12 protein-coding genes and 1 pseudogene are annotated in these 24,092 nt (G+C 68.5%); 4 read left to right on the top strand and 9 right to left on the bottom strand.

Annotation, left to right across the window (positions count from 1 at the left end):
• Positions 1-220 precede the first annotated feature (220 nt).
• Positions 221-1,993, bottom strand: a complete 1,773-nt coding sequence (locus rosag_RS21280; protein WP_284352187.1) for an AIPR family protein — start codon at positions 1,991-1,993, stop codon at positions 221-223.
• A 642-nt stretch (positions 1,994-2,635) separates the two neighbouring features.
• Between rosag_RS21280 and rosag_RS21275 the strand changes: the two are divergent.
• Positions 2,636-3,763 (top strand): annotated as a pseudogene (locus rosag_RS21275) (IS3 family transposase).
• Between the two features lie 258 nt (positions 3,764-4,021).
• On the opposite strand, the gene rosag_RS21270 reads toward rosag_RS21275, so the two are convergent.
• The 8 genes from rosag_RS21270 to rosag_RS21235 all read right to left on the bottom strand — a co-directional run bounded on the left by rosag_RS21270 (position 4,022) and on the right by rosag_RS21235 (position 20,436).
• Entirely contained in the window at positions 4,022-5,260 is a 1,239-nt protein-coding gene (locus tag rosag_RS21270) for a hypothetical protein (RefSeq protein ID WP_284352186.1), read from the bottom strand.
• A 538-nt stretch (positions 5,261-5,798) separates the two neighbouring features.
• Positions 5,799-8,621, bottom strand: a complete 2,823-nt coding sequence (locus tag rosag_RS21265) for an ATP-binding protein (RefSeq protein WP_284352185.1) — start codon at positions 8,619-8,621, stop codon at positions 5,799-5,801.
• Positions 8,618-11,548, bottom strand: coding sequence for a DUF1156 domain-containing protein (locus tag rosag_RS21260; protein WP_345784871.1), 2,931 nt, complete (start codon positions 11,546-11,548; stop codon positions 8,618-8,620). The genes rosag_RS21265 and rosag_RS21260 overlap by 4 nt, the downstream gene beginning before the upstream one ends.
• Complete coding sequence (locus rosag_RS21255) at positions 11,545-15,192, bottom strand: helicase-related protein (protein ID WP_284352183.1); 3,648 nt, start codon at positions 15,190-15,192, stop codon at positions 11,545-11,547. Before rosag_RS21255 ends, rosag_RS21260 begins: the two co-directional genes overlap by 4 nt.
• 666 nt (positions 15,193-15,858) lie before the next feature.
• Positions 15,859-17,052 (bottom strand): type II secretion system F family protein, encoded by a 1,194-nt coding sequence (locus rosag_RS21250; RefSeq protein WP_284352182.1) that lies wholly within the window; start codon positions 17,050-17,052, stop codon positions 15,859-15,861.
• A gap of 16 nt (positions 17,053-17,068) precedes the next feature.
• A complete protein-coding gene (locus tag rosag_RS21245; RefSeq protein WP_284352181.1) occupies positions 17,069-18,250 on the bottom strand; it encodes a type IV pilus twitching motility protein PilT in 1,182 nt (393 codons plus the stop codon).
• A gap of 133 nt (positions 18,251-18,383) precedes the next feature.
• Entirely contained in the window at positions 18,384-20,213 is a 1,830-nt protein-coding gene (locus rosag_RS21240) for a GspE/PulE family protein (RefSeq protein WP_284352180.1), read from the bottom strand.
• Complete coding sequence (locus rosag_RS21235) at positions 20,182-20,436, bottom strand: ComEA family DNA-binding protein (protein ID WP_284352179.1); 255 nt, start codon at positions 20,434-20,436, stop codon at positions 20,182-20,184. Before rosag_RS21235 ends, rosag_RS21240 begins: the two co-directional genes overlap by 32 nt.
• Before the next feature lie 637 nt (positions 20,437-21,073).
• On the opposite strand from rosag_RS21235, the gene rosag_RS21230 reads away from it, so the two are divergent.
• The 3 genes from rosag_RS21230 (at position 21,074) to rosag_RS21220 (ending at position 23,923) form a co-directional block, all read left to right on the top strand.
• Positions 21,074-22,318: a serine hydrolase domain-containing protein gene (locus tag rosag_RS21230; protein ID WP_284352178.1), complete on the top strand. Its 1,245-nt coding sequence runs from the start codon at positions 21,074-21,076 to the stop codon at positions 22,316-22,318.
• A 76-nt stretch (positions 22,319-22,394) separates the two neighbouring features.
• The gene (locus rosag_RS21225; protein ID WP_284352177.1) at positions 22,395-23,186 is read left to right on the top strand and encodes a hypothetical protein; all 792 of its coding nucleotides are present in this window, start codon (positions 22,395-22,397) and stop codon (positions 23,184-23,186) included.
• A complete protein-coding gene (locus tag rosag_RS21220) occupies positions 23,183-23,923 on the top strand; it encodes a hypothetical protein (RefSeq protein WP_284352176.1) in 741 nt (246 codons plus the stop codon). Before rosag_RS21225 ends, rosag_RS21220 begins: the two co-directional genes overlap by 4 nt.
• Positions 23,924-24,092: the final 169 nt, after the last annotated feature.

The following is a 24,092-nucleotide window of genomic DNA, read 5'->3' as shown; positions in this document are numbered from 1 at the left end:
AGCGTTGGGGCATGTTCGACGGGGAGAACCACACGTGCTACCGCCTGCGCCAGGCGACTTGACACGCCACCCACCGGACCGCCCCGTGCTACCTCATCCCCCTCGGAGGGTAGCGGTCGTCGAGCGTCGCGCCCTGTGCATTCGCGTCGAGGTCGAGGAGGGCGGACTGACACCGTCCGCCCTCAGCGCAGCGTAATCGACTTGCCGTTGGCCAGCGCGTTCAGAGCGGCCGTCGGCTCCAGTTCCACTTCGTGTACGCGACGTCCATGGCGCGCTTGTAGACCTCCTTGGTCCGGAGGAACTCGAACTTCTCCTGCTGCAGCTTCTCCTGGTACGTGGGCGCGGCGAACACCTCGCGGAGGATGGGCCACACCCGCGACGTCGTGAGCGCCTGAAGGCGCTCGCGAAACGCCCGCTCCTTGGCGAGCGAGCCGCCGTACTGATCGCGATCGTGCTCGAGCTTCGGATCGTTGAGGAGCGCCTGCACGAGCAGCGCCCAGAGGAGCGACTTCGCGCGCCGGATCGGGGCATCGTACTTGGCCGGCGCGACCTCGCGGAGCTTCTCCCACGGGCTGTTGAGGACCAGCCCGACCTTGTAGGCGAGCACGATGCTGCGCGTGTTCGTGCTCGGGAGCGAGTACGCGGACTTGAAGGTCGCCTCGTAGAGCGCGGTAGATTCGAAGACGTCGGGCAGCCGCGACATCTTGTCGATCTCCCCCTGGGCCGCGAGGAATGTCTGGGCGAGGGGCCGGATGCGGACGTCCTTCGGGTCCTCGATACCGAGATCCTGCTTCTCCTCGTCCGACAGGCTTTCGAACGCCCCTTCCTGGCGGGAGTAGAAGATGCCGACGTCCTCCCGGAACTTGTCCGCGAGGTCGACCTGCCGGCGGTCCATCGCCCGGAGCGCCCACGGCTGCACGGGGTTCTGCTGGTTGTTCGCGATTGTGACCTCGACGACGAACTCGCTCGCCGGATCCGCCTCGACGATCTTGGCCAGCACTTGGACGCGCTCGAGCCGCTCGCGCCCGCGGCGCAGTCCCGGGTGGGCCTCGTGGTCCTCGAGGAACCGCGCGAGGCTGCTGACGGTCTGCGCCCCATTAAGCAGCCGCGGCACGTGCAGCGTCGCGGTGGCGCCGTCGAGCGAGACCCGCTCGGCCGCCAGGGTCACGCCGTTGTGCCGGAAGGCGAAGACATCCGGCTCCTCCTTCTCGTGCAACACGATGTCCGCCAGGGCGCCGCGGATGCGCTTGTTCGGCGCGTTGTCGGCCGACAGCGCCGCGCGGATGTTTCGGTCGAAGAAGCGCTGCCGGAGGGTGAGGTAGATGTCGTGGAGGTCGATCAGCCGTATGAAGCCCACGAGCAGCCGACGGTCGCCGTGGGTCGTCACGACCGCGTCGCGCAGTTGAACGGCGTGCGTCTGCACCGGCGCGGGTGGTGGGAAACCCGGCCGGTCCGCGATGACGTCCACCCGGATCGTGATGTCGCGACCGAAGTACGCCTCGAGCAGGTGCTGCTTGTTCTCGATGTCCTCCCGGCGGCTCGCGAGCCCCTCGCTCGCCTCGGCGGCGTCGCGGTCCCCCTTGAACACGAACTGCACGTAGACGCGCTCGATGAGTCCGCGGCACTCCTCCAGGTCTTGCGCCAGATAGCGCAGGAACTCGTTCTGCAGCGGGTCCTGGGTGGGATTGCCGAAGATGCGCGGCAGCCCGGCTTCGGCGAGCCGCACCATCGACTCGCGGAACAGGGCGTGGCTCTCGCTCCACTTGAACTGGTAGAGGTAGAGGTTCCCCGCCTTGCGGTCGATGTGGTAGGCGTCCAGACCGTAGTCTCGGTTGCCGAAGGCCACCTGGTGGGCGATCTCCTCGGGCTCCACCTTGAACTTGCGGGTGAGATAGAGGAGCGCGAAGTAGTCCTCCTTCTTGCCGCCGAAGGTGCGGCCGTGCTGCGCATGCAGCTCGTCGAGCTGCTGCTTGTCTTTCTGCGTAATCGGCACGTCGGGGTGCTGGTGCGGGTGAGCAGGAAGGCACGGTGCGCGTTGGATAAACGCTGGGCACCCGGCGCGGAGCCGCCGGCGCATGCCCACCGACCTCATGCGGGCACGGTAGGAGTGATCCGGAAGGGGAGGCAAGTGGGGCCGAGCGCCGGCACGGGAACGACCCGCGGTTCCGGCGAGCGGCAGGCGCCCGTCGCCCACCATGATCACAATGGACTGGCACCTCCGGGTGGCGCGGGCCCGGAACGGGCGGTGCGCCAGTCTCGCCACGCGCGATCGAATGGCTCGGGGAGCGCGCGGGCTCAGGTCCGCCCCGCTCAGGGCGCGGCGAACGTCTCCGCCGGCGCTCACGCGCTGGGAACGGCTCCGGCGCCTGCTCACAGGATCAGTAGTGGAGCCAGCCGGTCGCGGCGGGTGCCCGCATCGGCGGGGCCGGTCGACCGCCGCGCCCTCCGCCGGTGGATCGACCGGCCGTACGTGCCGGTGCTTCGCCAGCAACCGCGCCCTCGCAGGAACCGGGTCTTCACCCGCCGCCCCTGTTACGAGGCGGCCAGCGACTCGCCGACCAGAGAGAGATGGTGACCCTTCCCCACGCTGAGGCCGGTGCATTATGGGTCCTGACCTGCCAAGCGGCGCGCGGATCTGATGCGAAAGAGTCGGTTCACGGATGAGCAGATCGCCGCCATCGTGCACGAGGCCGAGAGCGGTGCGCGGGCGACCGAGGTATGTCGATGGCACAGCGTCAGCAAGGAAACGCTCCGCAGCTGGCGCGCGAAGTACCGCGGCCTAGATCTCCATGAGGCCCGCCGCCTGAAGCAGCTTGAGGAGGAGAGCCGGCGGTTGAAGCAGCTCGTCGCGGAGTTGGCCCTCGAGAACTCGCTGCTCAAAGACGTGGTGGGACGGAAGGGGTGACGGCGGAGCAACGGCGGCGAGCGGTCCCCTTGCTGCGCACGAGCCGCCACGCGAGCGCGAGCCGAGCGTGTCGGCTGCTCGCCATCGGCCGGTCGAGCTATATGTACGCGTCGCGCCACGCGGAGAACGACGCGCCGGTGCGCGCACGCCTGCGTGCTCTCGTGGCGCAGCGCCCACGCTGGGGCGTGCCGCGCTTGCATCGGCTGCTGCAGCGCGAGGGGCTCGTCCGCAATAACAAGCGCACCGAGCGGGTCTACCCTGAGGAGCTGCTCGCGGTGCGCCGACGCCGGCGCTGCACCCGCGCGGCCGTGCCGCGCGTCGCACCGCCGGCGCCGTCGCGACCGGGGGAGCGGTGGAGTGTGGACTTCGTCCACGACCCGCTCGCCGACGGCCGGGTGTTCCGCTTCCTGACTGTAATGGACGACTTCAGGCGCCGAAGCGCGTGACCGCGAGTGTCCGCTGATCGCCGTCCACCTCTCGCTTGGCGGCGGGGGGGTGGTCGCGTGTCTCGAGCGCATGCGCGGCAGCCGCGCGCTCCCGGCGAGCATCGTGTGCGACAACGGGCCGGAGTTCACCAGCCGCGCGAAGCTCGCGTGGGCACACGAGCGTCGAATCTATCTGGTCTTCATCCGGCCCGGCAAGCCGGTCGAGAACGCTTTCGTCGAGGGCTTCAACGGCCGGCTGCGCGACGAATGCCTTAACGAGCAGTGGTTTACCAGGCTCACCGACGCCCAGGAGTGCATCGAACGCTGGCTGCGCGATTACCACGCGCGCCGTCCACACAGCGCGCTCGGATGGCGCACCCCGCGCAACTTCCTGTTGCGATGCGCAGCCCCATCCCTCTCACCTGACCCGTAACTGCCTGCCCTCCCGGCGGGGAAGGGTCACGAGCGCCGCGGCGGCCGGCGCGCGCATGGACGAGATCATGGACTAAACGGGCCACGCGCGTGTGGATACGGTCATGCGCTACGTGCGCAACGCCCGCGCCTTGCACGCGAGAGCAGCCGCGACGCGAGGTCTCTAGAAGTACGCAGGTCGACAGCCGCGGACCTGACGGACTTCTTTGGATGTTTTCGGCGTCGAAGGCATCACAGGGTAACGCGAAGCGAAGCGCGTCTATTCTTTGCGCCGCGTTCTAACCGCCGTCTCGGATCGACCGACCTCGAACCCCGACCACTTCCGGTCCTGATCTGCGAAGTAGTCGTGGGTGAAGGCGTAGATAACCAATCGATCCTCGTACACGATGTGAAGGTGGTTGAGGTAGTCACGCGAGCGAGGGAACACACGCCACGAGACTGGCTCGCCGGGGATCGTGAACGAAGTACCCAGGGTCGGAATAACGTGAAGTGCATCATCCAGCTCGAGAACACTACCGAAGGCGGCTGTGCGGGCCGATAGCGGCGGGAGCCCGCTATCGGCCATGTCAATCTGGTGTGCCTCCGGACTCAAAAACGCGGGGGTGTTCTCGGTCGCTCTCCCAGGCTGATATCGCACTGTCTCTACTCGCGAGCCGAGCGCTCGATATACGCGCTCATGCGCACCCCAACATATCGCCGACTCACCTGCCTCTGAACCGAACAGGTCGGACTCTGTGAGTAGCTGCTCGAACTTGCGGACGTACGGGATTCGCCGACCGGCGCGAGGTTCCGACGCAGGCACCCGATCGTACTCTGCAAACGTGAGTCGGTTCTTAGGACCGCTCGCGATCAGACTCTCAAATGACCAGTCGCATGAGGAGCACGTCTCCTCAAGAACGGTTGTAAGTGGGGCGAGATCACGATGAGGCGTGTCCGTGATCACAGCCTCGAAAAGACCGTCTGCGCCAGCAGCCACAGCCAGTGTCTTATGGGCTGCAGCCAGGTCGAGGACGGCGACATCACTTCGCTTCTGACGGGTGCGCTTACCGCGCCGCGCGGGATCAGTTGCAATCTGGTAAAGGCCGCTCGTGCCACCCAAGAACAACTGATCGTAGTGGATCTCCGAATCATTATGGGGGTGCGGCACAGGATTCTCGAATTCGCTGACGCGAGCCCTTGAAGCAGCATCCCACAAGACAACGGCTTGCGACAGCCGCACGAACTTACTCATCAGCAGCGATCGGACTTCTGGGTCGGAGATGAGTTCGCGAGCACCTGCCCCGTACAGGCGATGATTGCTCAGCAGCGCGGCATCCGCGACGATGCGCAGCTCCTCTGCAATTGGTAGCTCCGCTACGAGCTGACGCCAGTCGAGCGTGCGGATAGACCCCTCGCGCGTGAAGAGCAGTAAACCACCCGCGTACACCTGGGAGTCCCAGAACTCACCAGGAAGCTCTATCCGCACCGGCGGAGCGACCAGATCGATCTCGCTAGTCATAGCCTGCACCGCTTGTGAAGGCCGACCTTCTTCGCTACCTGCGGACGGATATAGCCCTTTCGCTCCCAATCACTCAGAATCGCCTCGTCAGGAACGCACTGGCGATCGTCAGTCCGGCACTGGTCTTCCGGGTAGCCGTGCCACGGCATCATCGGGCGCTTACACTCAAACTTCGCGAAGAACGTAGGGGTCACGTGATCCTGAATGACCCCAAGATGCACCGCTCGACCATCGACGATCCACAAGCCCCAACCCTCATGCGTGCTGACCCAACCCTGGGTGAACGCGATAACGAAGCAGTCGTTCTCTTCAGCGACATTGAGCCACCATTGCGAGCTACCCGGCCGTCCGTTCTGATGAACCGGGTTACTCTGGTATGCAGGAGGCGGTGGAGTCATGTTGACGGGTCACAAGGTCGATGCACTTCACTTTTCGTCTCTTCCCGCGGCGACGCTGTTGCATGCGCCCTTTCTGCCACCGGCCCACGAGGCGCGCATGGCAGTCTTGGAACGTACATCACAACGCACCCAGCAGTACGTCAGATCTCCCACTCGCTAACCTTGAGATGGAGCATCTTCGCGTTCTCCGACACCGCCCGCTGCACCTGCTCCGACACCCCGGCCGGATACTCCCCGCTGATCTCCAGCGTGACGCGGATGGTACCAGTCGGATCACTGGCCAGCACTGCGATGATCTCCTCTGCCAGCTCGACGAGCTTCGTCTTCGCCGTGCTCGCCCGCACCTCCGCCGTCCCGTGGTAGGCACGGAAACGTTGAACTGGGGGCGGGGGCGGGGGCGGGGGCGGAGGCGGAGGGTCGATGACGTCAGGGCCAACCGGAGGCGGCGGGTCGATGATGGTCGGCGGGACGACGACCTTCTGCTTGGCTTCCTCGTAGGCGAGCGCCGCCGCGGGCTCAATCAGCAGCAGCGTCGAATCCACCTGGACGCTGGGCGCGCCGAGCTGGAAGCCCTCGTAGTCCTCGCCGCTCCGTCCATAGGCGACGCCGAAGAAGTCGCGCGTCGCCGCGCCGGCGCGGATCGCCTGCGCGAGCACCTCCTGCTTCCGAAGCCGCGGGAGGTACACATACCGCAGCGTGTCCTCCCAAAAGCCGGTCAGCGCTTCGACATCCGGCTGGTCCGCCTTCCAGTACAGCTCTCGGAGTCGGGTGCGCAGGTGGATCGGCGACCAGGTGGTGATCACCAGCTCATTGTCGGTGCACACCCGCTCCAGCTCCGCCCCAATCGAGCCGCCGCTCGTGGCGAGCGGGAATGCCTCGACGCTCACGGTGCGGTCGGTCGGCGCCTCCTGCGTCGGCACCAGTAGCCAGCGGTAGCACTCGCGCGCCACGCGCGGGAGCGCCCCCTCGGCCAGCTCCAGCTCCTTCGTGGCGGCCTTCTGCTGGAGCAGATCCACGTTGAGCTTCCCGTCGCGGATGTCCGTCACGATCGAGCCCCACGCGAGCGCCACGCGCGTTGCGTCGCGGAGCCGCGGGAGCGTGCCATTCTCGGCCGCGAGAAAGAGCAGCCGGTTCCCCCGGTAACGGGGCTTCTGCCCGTTGGAGCGCACCGCCTCCAGCACGGCGTCCGTCGCGGGGCGCCCCTCCTCCCGCGCGTACCATTGCTCGGGCGGAAGCACCACGAGCCGGAGCGCCGTGTCGTCCGGCACGTCACCGTGCGCGGTGAAAACGTGCACGCCGTCGAAGAGCGTGGCGTTCACCGACTTCCTGAGCACATCGGCGATGCGCGAGCGTACGTCGGTCGCGTCGTCGAAGCGGCGCTTCCGATCCTCCATCTCGCGCCGGAGGTTTGCCCGCGTGTCGAACCAGAACCGAGCGGTGTCCTGTGCCTTGTCGCCGGCCGTGTTCAGGTAGTGCAGCCGGTCCGAGAGCCGGTTCAGCGCGTCGGAATAGGTTGAGGCGCCCTGCCCCGGCTGGAGGCAGCCGAGGAGCGCGCGGGCGCGGTCGAGCCCCCGCGTCCCGCTCCGACCGGCAACCGAGGAGGGCGCGGTGCCGAGGAAAAGCGTACGCGCCACCCGGCGGGCGGCGTTCACCTGGCCGAAGCGCGGCTCCTTGGTCTCGAGCTCCGTCGTCTCGGCGCGGTCGCCGTCGATGTCGCGCTCGATCACCGGGTCCCACCCGGCCGGCAGGTAGTACGTGAACTCGGCGCGGGTGGCAGAGTCGTAGAGCGGCAGACCGCCCGGGAGGATAAGCAGGTCGCGCTGGTCGTCCTTCCAGAGCCGGTAGATGACCTTCGCCATCAGCTTCAGCACGCCGCGGGTGCGCTGGAAACCGTCGATGGTCGTCCAGTCTTCGTAGAGGCGGTCGAAGACCTCGGGGTGGATGGGATAGGCCTGCTGGATCCGGTCGAAATAGCGCCCCTCCTGCGTCTCCGACGGGAGCTTGGCGCCCTCGGCCACGTAGCAGTCAGCGAAGGCGCGGCACACCGCGTCGCGGGCCTTCGTATCGCGCACGGGCTCGAATAGCCGCCGGCGGACGATCTCGAAGGCTTCATCGGTAGCGACGGGCTTCCAGAGCGCCTGCACGCGGCCGAAGGTCTTCTCCAGCGCGCGAAGCGCCATGACGCCTCGCTGATCCCCGACTTCGACGACCGATTCTGGGAGCGACGCCAAGACGATGGCGTTCGGGACGAGCTTGGCGGCCTCGGTGAGCGCTTGGACGAACGACAAGTTCGAGTTGTAAGTCCCACCACTCAGGGTCTGCCCCTCGCCGAACTGGCGGACGTAGGCCACCAGCTCGTCGATGAGGACCACGCACGGGCCGTACTGCTGGAGGAGGGCGGCGAGCACGTCCTTCCCCGGCGAGGTGCCGGTCGCGTCGGCCTCGCGCACGAGGGCGAAGCCCTCCTCGCCACCGAGCTGCCAGGCCAGCTCGCCCCAGAGGGTGCGAACGGCCGTCTTCCCATGCTTCCACGGCTGCCCGGGCGCGTGGGCGGTGCCATCGAGCACCGCGACGCGTGCGCGCGGCACGTCGAGGAGCCCCGCTTGATCGATCACCGCGGGCACGCCCGCCAGATCCGACAGCGCGCAGTTGCGGGTCGCCAAGTGGTAGACGGCCAGCATCGTGTGCGTCTTTCCGCCCCCGAAGGCGGTCTGGAGCTGGACGACCGGCTCCCCGCCGCGGCCCGCGATGCGCGCCGCCACCTGCGTGAGCAGGAGGCGCATGCCTTCGGTAATGAAGGTGCGCGAGAAAAAGGCGACGGGGTCTTGGTACTCGGGACCGGCCTTGCCGGTGTGGACGGCGGTCAGGTCAGCCGCGAACTCCGACTGTTGAAACGTGCCCTGGAGTACGTCCTCGTGCGGGACAGCGATCTCGCGCCACGGCTTAAGTGAGGGACTCGTCATGCGTCGAAGAGGTTGACCTGCGCCTGCGATACGGGGGATCGCTGGGCGGCAGACTCGATAGCTGCCCAACTGGTGATCAGGTCGTTGTACTGCCGCGCATCATCCGCCCAGCCTGCGCGCTCACAAAGCGTGTAGAGTCGGTAAGCAAGTTGCCTCACAGAGTCAGCCTTCGGCTGCGCTGCACCAAGTACGACTCCAGCTTCGAACTCACCACCGGCACGAAGGACTCGGACGAGGTGGTGCAATAGCTCCCAGACTGGCAACCTGCTGTCGCTGGATGGGTCCCAGTGCTCCGGATACTCCGCAGGCCGAAGTAGCTGCACCTCGCCTCCTCCCGATCTCAGCACACCAGCGGCGTGTACCCCATCCACCGACGTACCCTTCGCCTGCGCAAGGACGTTGGCGCTACCGAACGTCCCGGCGTTCCACCCGTGTTGCTCGAACCAGGCTAGACAGAACTGCGTGTCAGCATCGAAGTCGTCATCAGCCAAGAAGCGGTTGATCAGGCTAAGGGCCGTGCGAACCGCCATGGGCTGCCCATCGGCCTCCAGCACCGACGCATACTTCGTAAAGATCTCCATTCCTGGACCGATTATGGCCTGGGAAAGGTCGACTGGCGCGACTGGAGCACCCCAACCTTCCGCGCCCCGCGTCATGGCGTCGAGGGCACCTGGAAGGATCTTCCCAAGCTCACGCGTGAACGCTCGGCGCGAAGTGACCGCAGCCCCCGCAGGACGCGGGCGACACACGAGCGCGATGCTTGAGGCAAGAGCATTCGACTCCTGCCCACGGAGGCGACTCTCGTTCTCGGTACGCAGCGGCCACGTACCTGTGATTGAGAACCCCGCTCTAATCACCGCATCGAGGAAAGTCTCCCATCCCGTGCTTGCAGTTCCCGCCTCATCTTCGGTCTCGGCTTGCTTGAACGCGTAGTAGATCGTTACCGGGAACGCGGGGTGCGCACTCTCTGCAAGTCGCTGCATCGCCTTCGTCATCCCTGCAAGGAAGAAGCGCTCAGCGCCGTCCTTCCCATCCGCATGACGATGTGGAAACGCTACGAGTTCATTTTGCTTCGGGACCGCAATGGTGCTAAAGAGTTCAGGCAGCGCAATACGTAGGGACCGCCTCGCCCACACGTAGAAGAAGTCTGAGAGGTCAGCATACGGGACGTTTGCATAGTACGGCGGGTCAGTCGAAACGACCTTGTTCAGCGACAGGAGCTGTTCTGCTGCATCTGCCTGCACAGCATGGCCAGCGGGGACCGTGAGGTCAGTCCCGAACGCGTTGGAGAAGGCCTTCGCAATGCCATCGACAATGACACTCCACGATCCCGAACTCTCGCCAAGCGGGTTGCCTTCGGCGTAGTCCCAAACCATTGGTATGGCCTGCCTGCCGAACAGGTGTCGCGGACATTGCGCGATGGGTTCCCACGCACAGGACTTGTTGGCGAGGTCCGCCAACTTGTCTAGGGCAAAGGAAAGCAGAATCGTAACCGCTTCGCTGTATGCCCTAGCGCCGCCTCCACCCGCACCCAAGCTGATGTCGTCATCTGCCAGCCCTGCGGCAGCAGCGTCTCGGCGAACCTTAGCGCCCGCCTCACTGATGAGGTCCGCGATCGTGTTGAGCGCGACGAGCTGGCGTGGAGTGAACAGCTGACCGAACGTGAGAACACCGTACGGTCGGACACCGATGTACTGAGTGCTTCCGGCAATCTCGATGTCTGGGCGCCAGTCGGGGTCGCACGAACCCGCAAGCGCCTCGTCAGCAGCGGAAGCTTCGAGGTACACTCGTCCGCGCTTGCCTTCGGCGACGATGGCGAGCAACCGTGATCCGATACGCCCTGCCTTCCCTTCAGACTTTATGTAGTCGCCTGAGATTGGAGTGCCAGACACTAAGCATCGGAAGTTCGCGCCGCGGCCCAACTTAGTTCCGGCTCTTGCGTCCGCAGTAGGTTGCTTGCCGACACATACTTCGAAGCGATACTGGTCCCCACTTACGACGGGAACGAGAAACGCTTCCTTGCCGCTCTTTGCGGAGAGGACGTATGTCGAAACAAGAGGAACATCTACGTGCGCGAACGCGGGGTTAGGGCTCTTGACAGTATTAGCCCAGATCCACGCGATTATCGGAAGCGTTTGTCCCACATACGGCACAAGGTCCGGCCGGACTCGTACCGTTTCGGCGGTGATCGGAGCGGCCTGGAACATCAACCCTGCTCGCTCGCGCGCGCGCTCCAACACCCAGGCGCCGTAATAGCGGACATCCTCTGCAACACCTTGCGCTCCGTGCCACTCCCTCTCAATGAGAGCACGGGTATCGACTTCGGGTCTGACAGGCGGACGACGATTAAAGCGTTGCGGGATCTCCAGCATCGCCTTGTTAATGAGCACAGCAACCGGATTGAGGTCGCTCGCAAACGCCTCCAGTCCGAGTCGCTGACCTTCGAGCGGTATGGCGCCACCACCAGCGAAGGGGTCGTGCAAGGCCGGCAGCACGTCGGGGTCGAACAGCTCGGCCGCGAACGGATGGTCGCGATTAGCCTCGCACGTCTCTCGCCAGCTCTTCCGAATCTCACTCCGGGCGCGCTCGACCAGTGCAGCATCGGTGCTGCTCTCCCATCGAACGAGGTCCTGAAGAATTCCGAACAGCCGGCGACGGCTCTTCGCCCAAGTTGCCTTCAGGTGACTCGGAGGCTCCTGACCCGGGCTCTCGTACTCCCAACGCCACGAGGGATCGTTCACCACCTGAGCGAAAATCACCGCTCGCGCTGCCGCCAGCGGCCGCCGTGCCCAGTAATGATGAAGAGCGCTCGGGTGCCCGCTACGGATTGCTTTCTCGCGGCTCGCCGCCTCGTTGATCGTATCGAGCGGGAGAGCGACCTCGATCAGCTTCTTCGGGGCGATCACCGGGTGGTTCGCAGCAGTCATGCTTCCTGAAGCTCCGCCTGCGCGAGCAGGCCATGCAGATCGTAGTTGACGGACGCCTCGTTAGCGCCGGGCTCCCTGTCGAACGGCCGGTGCACGTAGTAAGGGCCTTCTGTCCGGTCGTCCGGGTGTACGAAGACCACGGCCAGCACGAACTTCTCGCCCTGGTTGAGCGCGTAGAGGATTTCGTTCCGGGTCACCGTCACGGTCGTTGCCCCGGCGACGCGGCCTTTCACCTCTATGTGCCGTGATTCGGGGAGCGGTGCTTTTCTGCCCTTCGACGCAGGCGCGGCGCCGGTCTCGGGGCGACCGGCGACCGGCAGCGGGGCGTGGACCGTGAGGTCCCACCCGCACTTGAGCGCCGAGACGTCCAACACTATGCAGCCCCGGGCCTGCTCGACCCGGCACACCGCCTCCATCGCCAGCCGCTCCACGCGCGCGCGGGCCGCAGCGTCAGCCGCCCACGTGTCGCCCGCCGGTTCCTCGCCTCGTTGCTGTCGGAGGTAGCCGACCGGCACGACGAGCGCGGCGCCGAGCACCACGGGCGTGCTGTTGACGACGTGGCGCATCGCCCGGAGCGCCACCTTCCGCGTCTCGAGCCGTCCCTCCAGGTCCGCGATCAGGCGGCGCGCGTTCTCCACGTTGAGCCGCACGTCCTTCCCGGCTTCCTGGTCCTCCTTGAGCCGGAGCCAGCGGTCCTGCCAGAACTGGATCTCCTTCGTCAGCCGCTCGTGCACCGCGTGGAGCGTCTTGTCCACCTGCGCCACTCGCCGCCCGGCGACATCCTGGTAGTGCTCGGGCACGAGCGTGGTCGAGGCGAGTGCCACCGCCTGCTGCTCTTGGTCAGCGCGCAGCCAGGCCGCCTCCAGGAGCGGCTCCACGAGCGGCCGGTCGGCCTCGACCAGCGGCTCCAAGTCGAGGTGCGGCGCCCAGCCCGCGAACGTCGTCGTCCCGTCCGGGGCCACGCGCACGAACTGGAGCCGGCGCGAGAGCGTCGCCCCATCGCCGTCCTTCACGTCGTGCGTCAGGAGCACGAGGAGCGACGGCTTGGTCCCGGCGTCGGTCGGGTCCACGAGCACCGCCCCCTGGCGGAGCAGGTTGGCGTGGCGCTCCAGGAGCAGGTCGCTCAGCGCCAGCATGAGCGGGTGCCCCGGATGCATGAGCACCGCGCGGGCGAGCCCCGGCCGGTCGAGCGGCTGGACGGCGTCCTTGGAGAACGCGATCCGCTCGTAGCGCTTGAGCGCCGGCTCCTGCTCGCGGCGGTTCCGGCCCGAGATCACCCGGTCGCGCTCGCGGACGAGTGCGGGCACGTGCGTCACCTCCCAGCGGCCCGCCTCGCGCGGCTGCACGCTCCCGCCCACCGTCGCCATCGCGTCGAGGAAAAACCGCCGGACGAAGTACGGCTGGAGCTTGCGCGCCTCCGCTTTCTCCATCTCCTCCTTGACCGCGAACAGCCGCTCGGGGGAGAGCGTCTCCTGGGCCAGCGCGTTTCGATCGAGCAGCGCCTTCAGGTGCTCGCGATCGAGCGCCTGCTCGACCTTGGTCGAGAGCCGGGCGCGCACCTCGGGCAGATCACCATAGCGGATCGCCTCGACGAGCAGCTCCTTGAGGCTCTTCTCCTCGAAGACCTCACCGAGGATGTCGAACACACGCCCCTGGAGCGCCTCGTTCTCGACCTCGAGCTTCTGGAGCAGCCGATGGTAGACGTCGCCCTCGCGCGTCTCCTTGGCCACCAGGTTCCAGAGGTGGCACACCTCCGTCTGCCCGATGCGGTGGATGCGCCCGAAGCGCTGCTCCAGCCGGTTCGGGTTCCACGGGAGGTCGTAGTTGACCATCAGGTTGGCGTTCTGGAGGTTCACGCCCTCCCCTGCCGCGTCCGTGGCGATGAGCACCGTCACGTCCGGGTCTGACCGGAAGAGCGCCTGCACCCGGCGCCGCTCGTCGCGGTGCGTGCCGCCGTGGATGGTCACAACCGCGCTCTGGTTCCCCAGCAGGCTCCTGATCTGGCCGCTCAGATAGTTGAGCGTGTCGCGGTGCTCCGTGAATACGATCAGCTTGCGCCGGCGCTTGGTTCCGTCAGCGCCGGGCACCTCGGCGAACATCGCCGGCTGGTGTTGGAGGAGCGCAGACAGCTCGTCCCACTTCCGGTCCTCATTTGACGCGACGACCGCCTTGGCCTGCGCTTCGAGGATGCGCAGGCTCTCGATCTCGGCTTCCAGCTCCTGGATGGTGCGGGCCGCGGTGGCCTCGTCCACCAGCGTCTCCTCCAGGAACTCCTGCTCGGTCGCCGTCAGATCCTCGTCGTCGTCGGGGATGTCGACGTTGCCGGCGAGGAAACCGGTCGGCTGGATGCCGCCTGCCTGGGTGCCACCCGCTCGGCCTCCCCCGGGAAGCGCACCGCTGGCCAGGGCCGAGCGCCCGCGCGCGCCGATCTTCTCCTCGCTAACCCGGCGCTCCAGGCGCTCGCGGCGCCGCTTGAGCGACTGGTAGATCGCCTCGGGGCTCGACGCGAGTCGGCGCTGGAGCGTGGTGAGCGCGAAGCCGACGGAGCCCTTCTGGCGCCCCTCCAGCTGGTCGGCCTTCCCCATCTCCTCCTTCACGTACTGCGTGACCGCCTCGTAGAGCGCGGCCTCGGTGTCCGACAGCTGGTAGTTGACCGTGTACGCCTTGCGCTCAGGGAAGAGCGGCGTGCCGTCGAACTTGACCAGCTCCTCCTTGATCATCCGGCGCATCAGGTCCGAGGCGTCCACCTTGTGCACGCCGTCGCGGAACTTGCCGTAGAACCGGTCGCTGTCGAGCAGCGACAGGAAGAGCTGGAAGTCGGCCTCCTTGCCGTTGTGCGGCGTGGCCGTCATCAGCAGCAGGTGGCGCGTGTGCGCGCCGATCTTCTCGGCGAAGCGGAAGCGCGCCGTCTTCTCCAGTTTGGAGCCGAAGTAGTGGGCCGCGAGCTTGTGCGCCTCGTCGAACACCACGAGGTCCCAGCCGGCCTCGCAGAGCTTGTCCTGAAGCTCCTCGTTGCGCGAGAGCTGGTCGAGCCGCACCACGAGCTGGTGGTGGTCAGCGAACGCGTTGCCGCTCGGCGACGCGAAGTCGAGCGCCGAGGAGTAGACCTGGAAGCCAAGGTCGAACTTCTCGTACAGCTCGTCGCGCCACTGCTCGACGAGGCTCCCAGGCGCGACGATGAGGATACGCTTGGCGTCGGCGCGCATCAGCAGCTCGCGAATGTAGAGCCCCGCCATGATCGTCTTGCCCGCGCCCGGGTCGTCGGCCAGCACGTAGCGGAGCGGCTGGCGGGGGAGCATGCTCTCGTAGACCGCGGTGATCTGGTGCGGGAGCGGCTCCACGTTGGAGCTGTGCACCGCCATCATCGGGTCGAATAGGAACGCGAGGTCGATCCGCTTCGCCTCGCACGCGAGCTGGAAGGCCGCGGCGTCGCCGTCGAAGGCCCACGGGCGCTCGGCCGTCGCGAGCGCCAGGTGCGCGGCGTCGCTCGCGTGGAGCAGGCGCTCGCGCATGGTACCGTCGGACAGTCCGTAGACCAGTTGGACGGCGCCGTCGCCGACGGGGACAGTGGCGATGACGCGCACCACCTGGTCAGCTTCGACGCCGGTCAGGTTCAACCCACGGTGAATCTCTTCGAGCAGCATGCGGAACGGCGAGGGGAAACCAGCGGAGGAAGTGGCTCGGTCCAGGTCGGGGTGGTCCGGCTCAGCGCCGGCGCGACCGTGTCCGATGCGGTTGCATTGAGCGCGGGGCGGCCCTGTGACTCAGGGCAAGCGCCCGCAGACCCAGGGCGCCGCTCACATCGCCACTCGCGATACCGTCGGGGGATAGCCCGGCTGGCCTACAGGGACGGGGAAGGCGGGGAGCAGCAGCTTCGGGAGTCCGACGGCGCCGCCGGGCTCAACCTGACGGTCTAAACGTGTGGCTGCGCTCGCCCGGACGAAAGGGCGAGTTCCGAGGCAGCTCGTGGCTTCTCAGAGTAGCCCGGCGTACCGACACTGGTCTCGCCCCCCTCTCAAGGAGCGGTCGGACGTGCGCGCCCCGTCCCAAGAGCTCAGACATCCCTACCTGCTTACCCGCCGGTGCTTGCCCCAAGCCCCGGCCCCCACGAAGGACCTCCGAATGGCGTGCGGCCCAGCCCCGTGTTTGGGGCTGGGCCGCACGGACGTTCACAGGGTTTGGAGCAACCTCTGGGGCAAGGCGCCGCCACCCCACCGCCTCATTTACGACGGATTGAGCAACCGATTACGACGGACTGTCGACCGGAATTGCGACAGACTGAGCACACCCACAGCCGCGGCGGCCGAGCCTCACCCGACCGCGTTCACCATGTCGAAGATCGGCAGGTACATCGCGACGATCATCCCGCCCACCACGACGCCGAGCACCACGATCATGATCGGCTCCAGCAGCGAGAGCAGCGCGCTCACCGCCGCGTCCACCTCGTCGTCGTAGAAGTCCGCGATCTTCGTCAGCATCTCGTCCAGGCCGCCCGTCTGCTCGCCGACGGCGATCATCGAGATGACCATGGGCGGGAAGACGTTCGACTTGGCCAGCGGCGCGGCGATGGTGTCACCGCCGGCGATCGACGCGCGCGACGCCATGATCGCGTCCTGCACCACGCGGTTGCCCGCGGTGCGCGCCGTGATCTCCAGCCCGTCCAGGATCGGCACGCCCGACGAGATCAGCGTGCCCAGCGTGCGCGTGAACCGCGACACCGACGCCTTGCGCAGCACGTCGCCGAGCACGGGCATCTTCAGCATCAGCTTGTCGATCCCGAGCTTGCCCTCGGGCGTCGCGTAGACGCGCTGGATCAGGACGCCGAGGCCGAAAGCGCCGATGCCGATCGCCCACCAATAGTCGTTGAGGAAGGCCGAGGCGCCGATGACGATCCGCGTCGGCAGCGGTAGCTCCATGTTCACGGACGCGAACATGTCCTTGAACACCGGGATGACCTTCCAGAGCAGGATCACGATCGCGAGGGCGGCGACGCTCATGATCACCGCCGGGTAGACCATCGCGCCCTTCACCTTGCGCACCAGGCGGTCGTTCTTCTCGAGGAAGGTCGCCAGGCGCATCAGGATCGTGTCGAGGATACCGCCCGCCTCGCCGGCCGCCACCATGTTGGTGTAGAGGTCCGAGAACCCCTTCGGGTGGTTGCGCATCGCGTCGGCCACGGTGGCACCGCTCTCGACCTCGAAGACGACGGCCTTCGTGATCTGCTGCAGCCCCTTGTGCTCGCTCTGCTTGGCCAGGATGTCGAGCGCCTGGACCAGCGGGAGGCCGGCGTTGATCATCGTCGAGAACTGCCGCGTGAAGATGACGATGTCGCGCATCGGCACCTTGCTGCCGCCCTTCGGCTTCTTCGACGCCTCGTCCATCTTGAGGACGGAGAGGCGCATGCGCTTGAGCATCAGGACGGCGTCGTCGCGCGACGGCGCGTCGAGCGTCGCCGAGCGGAGGTCGCCGTTGAGGGCGCGGGCGGTGTAGGCGAACGTGGGCATCGTATTCGACTCCGGGTCAGCGCTTCTGCATGGACGGCGGCATCGACTGCTTCGACGTCGGCCCCGTCGGCGCCTCGTCCAGCTGCGGGCGCCCGATCATCTGCAGGAACTCGTTCGGGTGGCTCGTCACGCGCACCGCCTCGTCCGCGGTCACCTGCTTGTTCAGGTAGAGCTGGTACAGCGCGTCGTTCAGCGTCTGCATCCCGAACTTCTTGCCGCCCTGCATCAGGCTGTAGATCTGGTGCACCTTGTCGTCGCGGATCAGCGCGCGGATCGCCGGCGTCACCACCAGCACCTCCGCCGCCAGCACGCGCCCCCGCCCCGTCGCCTTCGGGATCAGCGTCTGGGTGACGATCCCCTCCAGCACGAACGACAGCTGCGCGCGCACCTGCGACTGCTGGTGGCTCGGGAAGACGTCGATGATGCGGTTGATCGCCTCCGCCGCGCTGTTCGTGTGCAGCGTCGCGAACGCCAGGTGGCCCGTCTCCGCGATCGTCAGCGCGGCCTGGATCGTCTCCAGGTCGCGCATCTCGCCGATCAGGATGACGTCCGGGTCCTCGCGCAGCGCGTACTTGAGCGCGGAGCTGAACGACTTCGTGTCCGTCCCCACCTCGCGCTGGTTGACGATGCAGTTCTGGTGGCGGTGCACGAACTCGATCGGGTCCTCCACCGTGATGATGTGGCCCCGCCGCTCCTTGTTGATCTTGTCCAGCAGCGCCGCCAGCGTCGTGCTCTTGCCCGAGCCGGTCGGCCCCGTGACGAGGATCAGCCCGCGCGGCTTGTCGGCGAAGTTCGCCACCGGCCACGGCAGCCCCAGGTCGCCCAGCGGCTTGATCGTGAACGGGATCTGGCGCACCGCCAGCGACACGCAGCCGCGCTGCTTGAACGCGTTGCCGCGGAAGCGGGCGAGGTTCTGGATGCCGAACGAGAAGTCCAGCTCGTCCTCCATCTCGAACCGCTTCTTCTGGTTGTCGGTGAGGACCGAGTAGGCGAGCGTCATCGTGTCGCGCGGCGAGAGCGTGCTCTCGTACATCGCGTTCACGATCTCGCCGTCGATGCGCAGCTTGGGCCGCTCGCCGGCGGTGATGTGCAGGTCGCTCGCGCCCCGGCTCACCATCTCCTCGAGGAGCGCGCGGAGGTTGAGCTGGAGGACGGACGCCTGCGCGGCGGCGGGCGGGGTGGCGGCGGGAGCGGTCATCGGTGTGGCAGCGGAGTGAGCGCCGAGCGCTGAGCGCCGAGCGCCGATTCGTGTACGGAATTGGTGATGCGGCCCGCCAGGCGGGGACGGTCGCCGCTCGGCGCTCGGCGCTCGGCGCTCGGGTGGCCGCCGCTCATGCGCTCGTCTCCCGGATGACCTGCTCCAGGGTCGTGACCCCCTTGATGACCTTCAGCCACCCGTCCATGCGCAGCGTCAGCATCCCCTCCGCGATCGCCAGGTCGCGCAGCGCGGCGGCGTCGGCGGACTTGAGCACCTGCTTCCGCAGCGGGCCGGTCATCGCCATCACCTCGTAGAGGCCCTGGCGGCCCTTCAGGCCCGTGCCGCCGCAGTGGTCGCAGCCGTTGCCCTTCCACCAGGGCAGGTCGGAGACGGTGCTGTCGAGCGTGATGTTCGTCAGCAGCGGCGCGGCCTCCGGGGTCGCGCGCGCCTTGGCGTTGTCGAGCGCCGCCTGCGTGAAGCGCAGCTCGCGGAGCGTCGTCTTCGGCGTCGCCTTGGCGGCCGCCAGCTCCTGCGGATCGACCGGGCGGCGCACCTTGCACTTGGGGCAGATGCGGCGCACGAGCCGCTGCGCCAGCACGAGGTTCACGGCGCTGGCGACGTTGAACGCCTCCAGCCCCATGTCCAGCAGACGGGTCACGGTCTCCGGCGCGCTGTTCGTGTGCAGCGTCGAGAGCACGAGGTGGCCCGTGAGCGCGGCCTTGATGGCGATGCCGCCCGTCTCCAGGTCGCGGATCTCGCCGACCATGATGACGTTCGGGTCCTGGCGCAGGAACGCCTTCAGCGCCGCCGCGAACGTCAGCCCGACTTCGGGGCGCACCTGCACCTGGTTGATCCCGAAGAGGTTGTACTCGACGGGATCCTCGGCGGTCATGATGTTCGTGTCCCCGACGTTGATCTTCGACAGGCAGCTGTAGAGCGTCGTCGTCTTGCCCGAGCCGGTGGGGCCGGTGACCAGCACCATCCCGTACGGGTTCGAGATCGCCTCCATCAGCGCCACCTCGGCCGCCGGCTCGATGCCGAACGTCTCCAGGTCGAGCGTCAGGTTCCCCTTGTCGAGGATGCGGAGCACGATCTTCTCGCCGAACAGCGTCGGGAGGGTGCTGACGCGGAAGTCGATGACGCGCTTGCCGACCTTGATCTTGAGGCGCCCGTCCTGCGGCACGCGCCGCTCGGCGATGTTGAGCGACGACATGATCTTGAGGCGGCTGATGAGCGCCGGCTTCAGCTTCATCGGCGGCTTCATCACCTCCTGCAGCGCGCCGTCGATGCGGAAGCGCACCCGCAGCTCGTGCTCGAAGCACTCGACGTGGATGTCGCTGGCGCCGCGCTTCACGGCCTCGGTGAGGATGGCGTTGACGAGTCGCACCACCGGCGCCTCGTCCACCCCGGCCATCCCGTTCCCGCCCTCGTCCTCCTGGCTCTCGATGATCTCGACGTCGCCGTCGTCGCCGCTGATCTCGGCCAGCAGCGACTGCATCTGCTGGTCGCCGCTCTCGTAGTGCTTCTCGACCAGCGCCCGCAGCGTGAACTCGCCCGCGACGACGGGGAAGATGTCGTAGCGGGTGATGAACTTGAGGTCGTCCAGGACGCCGGGGTTCGACGGGTCGGCCAGCGCCACCGTCAGCGTGCGCCCGTCGCGCTTCAGCGGGAAGACGAGGTGCTTCGACGCCAGCTCCCCGGGCACGAGCTTGAGCACGCGCGGGTCGACCTCGAAGCGCGCCAGGTCCACCGCGGGCATGCGGTACTGCCGCGCGAGCGTCTTGACGAGCGTCGTCTCCTCGATCGCCCCCTGCTTCACCAGGCAGTAGCCCAGGCGCATCCCGGTCGCCTGCTGCTCCTGCAGCGCGCGCGCGACCTGCTCGCGCGTGACGAGCCCCTCCTTCACGAGGAGCTCGCCGATGCGCTGGTGGTCAGCGACGAGGGAGAGCGGGGCGGCGGCCATGGAGAGCGGGTGGTCGTGGAGAGCCGGAGAAGGTCACGTGCGCGGCGAGCCGATCGAGCAGCCGCGGCCCGACGCCGCGCACCTGCCCGAGCCCCTCGAGCGAGCCGAAGGCGCCGCGCTGCGCACGGTCGTCGACGATCCGGCGCGCGAGCGCCGGCCCGATGCCGGGGAGGGCCTCGAGCGACGCGGCGTCGGCGACGTCCACGTCGATCGGCCCCTCCACGGGACCTCCCGAAACAGACGCACGAGCGCGCGGCAGGTCGCGCCCCGCACCCCCCGATGGCTGGCCTGGATCGTCACGCGGCTGGCCACCGGCCCGCCGTCTCGGTGACCGGGGTCGCGTCGGCGCGCGCTTCGCGGAACGCTTCGCCGCACGCTCCCTCGCCATCGCCCCGTCGACGGCCGCGAGCTGCGCGTCGAGCGCCGCGGTCTCGCTGACGGTCGGCGCGTCGCCGTCGCTCCCACCGACGACCCGGGCGCCGACGCCCAGCACCCCGAGCGTCGCGAGGAAGAGGAGCGCCTTCCGTTCGGCAGGGATCATCGAGGCGGACGCCGACGGTGTGAACTGCATTGCAAGGATGAAGATCTGAAAAGATCAGATAACGACGGATGGCTCCGTGTCGGACGACGTCCCTCGCTCCCGCGCGGAGCATCGGCGGTCATCAGATCTTCTCGGACTTTCATCCTTGCTGCAGTCGATTGGACCTTTGCCCAGTGTACGCGGCCGATCGTGAACAGCCGAACCGCGGTACCGCGCGGCGGCTCCCCGCGACGCGCGCGAAACGCTCCGGGCGCGGCGCGTGTCTGACGAATGAGGGCGCACTCGGCGTCCCGCGTTCGAGTCCCTGCCCCGCCCCGCCGTGGACCGCCGCTCCTTCCTCCTCACCAGCGCCGCCGGCGTCGCGGGCGCGCTCACCGGCTGCGCGCGCGCGGCAGGCGTCCCGCCGATGGGGACCGTCGTGCCCGCCCCCGCGCTGCGCGACGGTCCGTGGACGCTCTCGCCCGCGCTGCAGGCGTCGATTCCGGCGCTGCTCGCGCGCACGGGCGTGCCCGGCGCCGCGATCGTCGTGCTGGAGGACGGCGCCGTCGCGCAGCGCCTGGGGTTCGGCGTGCGGCGCGCGGGCACCACCGACGCGATGACCGCCGACACCGTCGTCGAGGCCGCGTCGCTCAGCAAGCCGGTCACCGCCTACGCCGCGCTGCGGCTCGTGCAGGCGGGGCGCCTCGCGCTCGACCGGCCGCTCGTCGAGCAGGCGGAGCTCCCCGACGTCACCGACGCCCGCGCGCGCACCGTCTCCGCGCGCCACGTGCTGCGCCACGCGACCGGCTTCCCCAACTGGCGCTTCACCGACGAGCCGCTGGTCCCCGCGTTCGAGCCGGGCGCGCGCTTCCGCTATTCGGGCGAGGGCTACTACCTCCTACAGCGCGTGATCGAGCAGGTGACCGCGCAGCCGTTCGCGCTGGCGATGGAGGAGCTGGTGCTCGCGCCGTTCGGGATGCAGCGCTCCAGCTTCGTCTGGCTGCCGGCGTTCGAGGGGATCGCCGCGAGCGGCCACGGCGCCCCGGACACCCCGCGCGACGGGCTGGCCGAGATGGGCCGCGGCTTCGCGAAGGTCGCCGATCGCGTGGGACGGCCGCCGCGCGAGTGGACCTCGGCCGACGCGCTGCGCGGCGCCGCGCTCGCGAACCCGCAGCGCCAGCCGGTGCCCGTGATGACGCAGCCCAACGCCGCGGGCTCGCTGTTCACGACGGCGGCGGACTACGGCACCTTCCTCGCCCGCGCGCTCGCCGCCGGCGGCCCGCTCGCCCTCCCGGCCGCGCTGCGCGCCGAGCAGCTGCGGCCGCAGACCGAGATCACGGACGCGCTGGCATGGGGGCTCGGCTGGGGCCTCGAGCGCACCGGCGAGCATGCGACCGCGCGCACGCTCGCGTGGCACTGGGGCGACAACGGGAGCACCAAGAGCTTCGTCGTCGCCGATCCCGAGGCGGGGCGCGCCATCGCCGTCTTCACCAACGCCTCCTCCGGCGCCCGCGCGTACGACCGCATCGTCCGCGCGGCCACGGGCGGCGAGCGCGCGAGCCTGCTCTTCTGGATGGTCGGCTAGCGGCGCCCGCGCTAGACTCGGTGGGTCGTCCCGCGCGATGCCGCGCGTCCCGTCGTCCGTCGTTCCAGGTCCCGCAGTGTCGTCCCTCCGCCCCCGGCGCGTCGCGCGCCTCGCCGCCCTGCCGCTCCTCACCGTCGTCGCGTCCTGCCGCATCTGGGACGACCCGCCCGACGACGGGCCGCAGCCGCGCATCAGCCTCACGATCGAGATGCTCGACGCGGGCGACACGGTGTCCACGTCGCTCGCGTATCCGGCCGGTCCCACGCCGCTGCGCGTCGCACCCGCCGGAGGGCTCGTGGCCGTCCGCGGCTACCTCTCGCCCGGGAGCAAGGGCGGGCGCCCGCGACGTATCGAGGACGGGCGGCTCGTGGTCAACGGCACCGCGATCGAGGGCAGCGTCCCGGCCTACCAGAGCGCCCTGCAGTACGTGGGCGAGATCGCCGCACGTCCGGCGGACGGCGTCGTGACGATCGCGCTCCCGCGCATCGAAGGCATCGCGCCGGCGACGCTGCGCATGGAGGGGCTGGGACGCGCGGCGGGCACGGCGCCCGTGCTCTCCGGCGGCAACCTGCGGCTGCGCGTGGTCGCGCCCACGTCGCGGATCGAGCCGCCGCTCGTCGCGCCCCACTGGACGGTGGTGCTCGCGCGCGACGGCCGCACGACGAGCGTCGACGGCGTCACCGCACTGCCGTCCGAGCTCGTGCTGCCCGTGCAGTCGATCCTGCCGGGCGCCGGTCCGGTCGCGGCGCGGCTGCTGTACTACGTGACCGCGGAGTCGACGGTCCTGCGCCCGGTGCCGACCGACACGACGTACGCGTACGGCGTGACGCTCATCTCGTCGCTGCGCTTCGCACCGGTGGGTCCATGAGCCGCGCCGTCGCACGCACGCTCGCGCTGGCGGCGCTGCTCGCCGGCTGCCAGGGCAGCACGGGCCCGGAGGGCGAGACGCCGGCGACCGCCTTCGTCAGCGTGCAGATGCTCTCCCCCACGCGCGCGGACACGAACGGCATCGCGTCGATCTCGGGCAACGTCGTGGCGGGGCGCGACGCGCGCGGCGCGCTGCGCGAGGTGCAGTCGCCGCTGCAGGTCGGCGGGCGCGCGTTCACGCTCGGCGGGCCGAGCGACGACTTCGGGACGCGGCACCTCCAGTCCGTGAGCGTGCGGCTCGCGACGGTCCTCGGCCGCGAGCCGCTGGCGATCGAGGCGCCCACGGTGGCGGGCCTGACGCCGAACCGCCCGCGCGTGCGCATCACGACGGTGCGCGCGCTCGACGCGGAGATGGTGCGCCCGGACACGGACGGCGGGCTGCGCCTGCACCTCGCGGTCGCCCCGGGCGACGACGCGGCGGCCTCGCGCACGTGGAGGCTGACGATCTTCGGCACACAGCCGCTCACCTACCGCGGCACCGGGCACCCGCCCGCGGAGCTCGTCGTGCCGCGCGAGCTGCTGCCGCCCGCGACGGGCGCGGGCCAGTGGCGCGCGGAGCTGCAGGTGGAGGAGTCGCACGGCTTCACCCCCGGCCTCCCGGGAGCGCCCGTCACGATCCCGCCCTACGACGTGCGCGTGGTGTACACGCAGATGGTGCTGTGGACGGTGAACCGATGACGGCGGGCCGCGCGCTGCGGATCTGAACGACGAACTGCTCGAGACAGGATGACAGGGGCTCTGTTGAATCCTTCTCCGGCCGTAAAGCAGGAGCAGGTTGTGGGTGAGCACGCGGAGGAGCTGCTCCTGCGCTTGCGTGGTCGCCGCGCGGGCGGTGAGCGCGGAGCCG

Origin of the sequence: Roseisolibacter agri (assembly GCF_030159095.1) — a bacterium.
Lineage (GTDB): Bacteria > Gemmatimonadota > Gemmatimonadetes > Gemmatimonadales > Gemmatimonadaceae > Roseisolibacter > Roseisolibacter agri.
The sequence above is the reverse complement of the archived record's forward strand: the minus strand, read 5'-3'. Positions and strand labels throughout refer to the sequence as shown.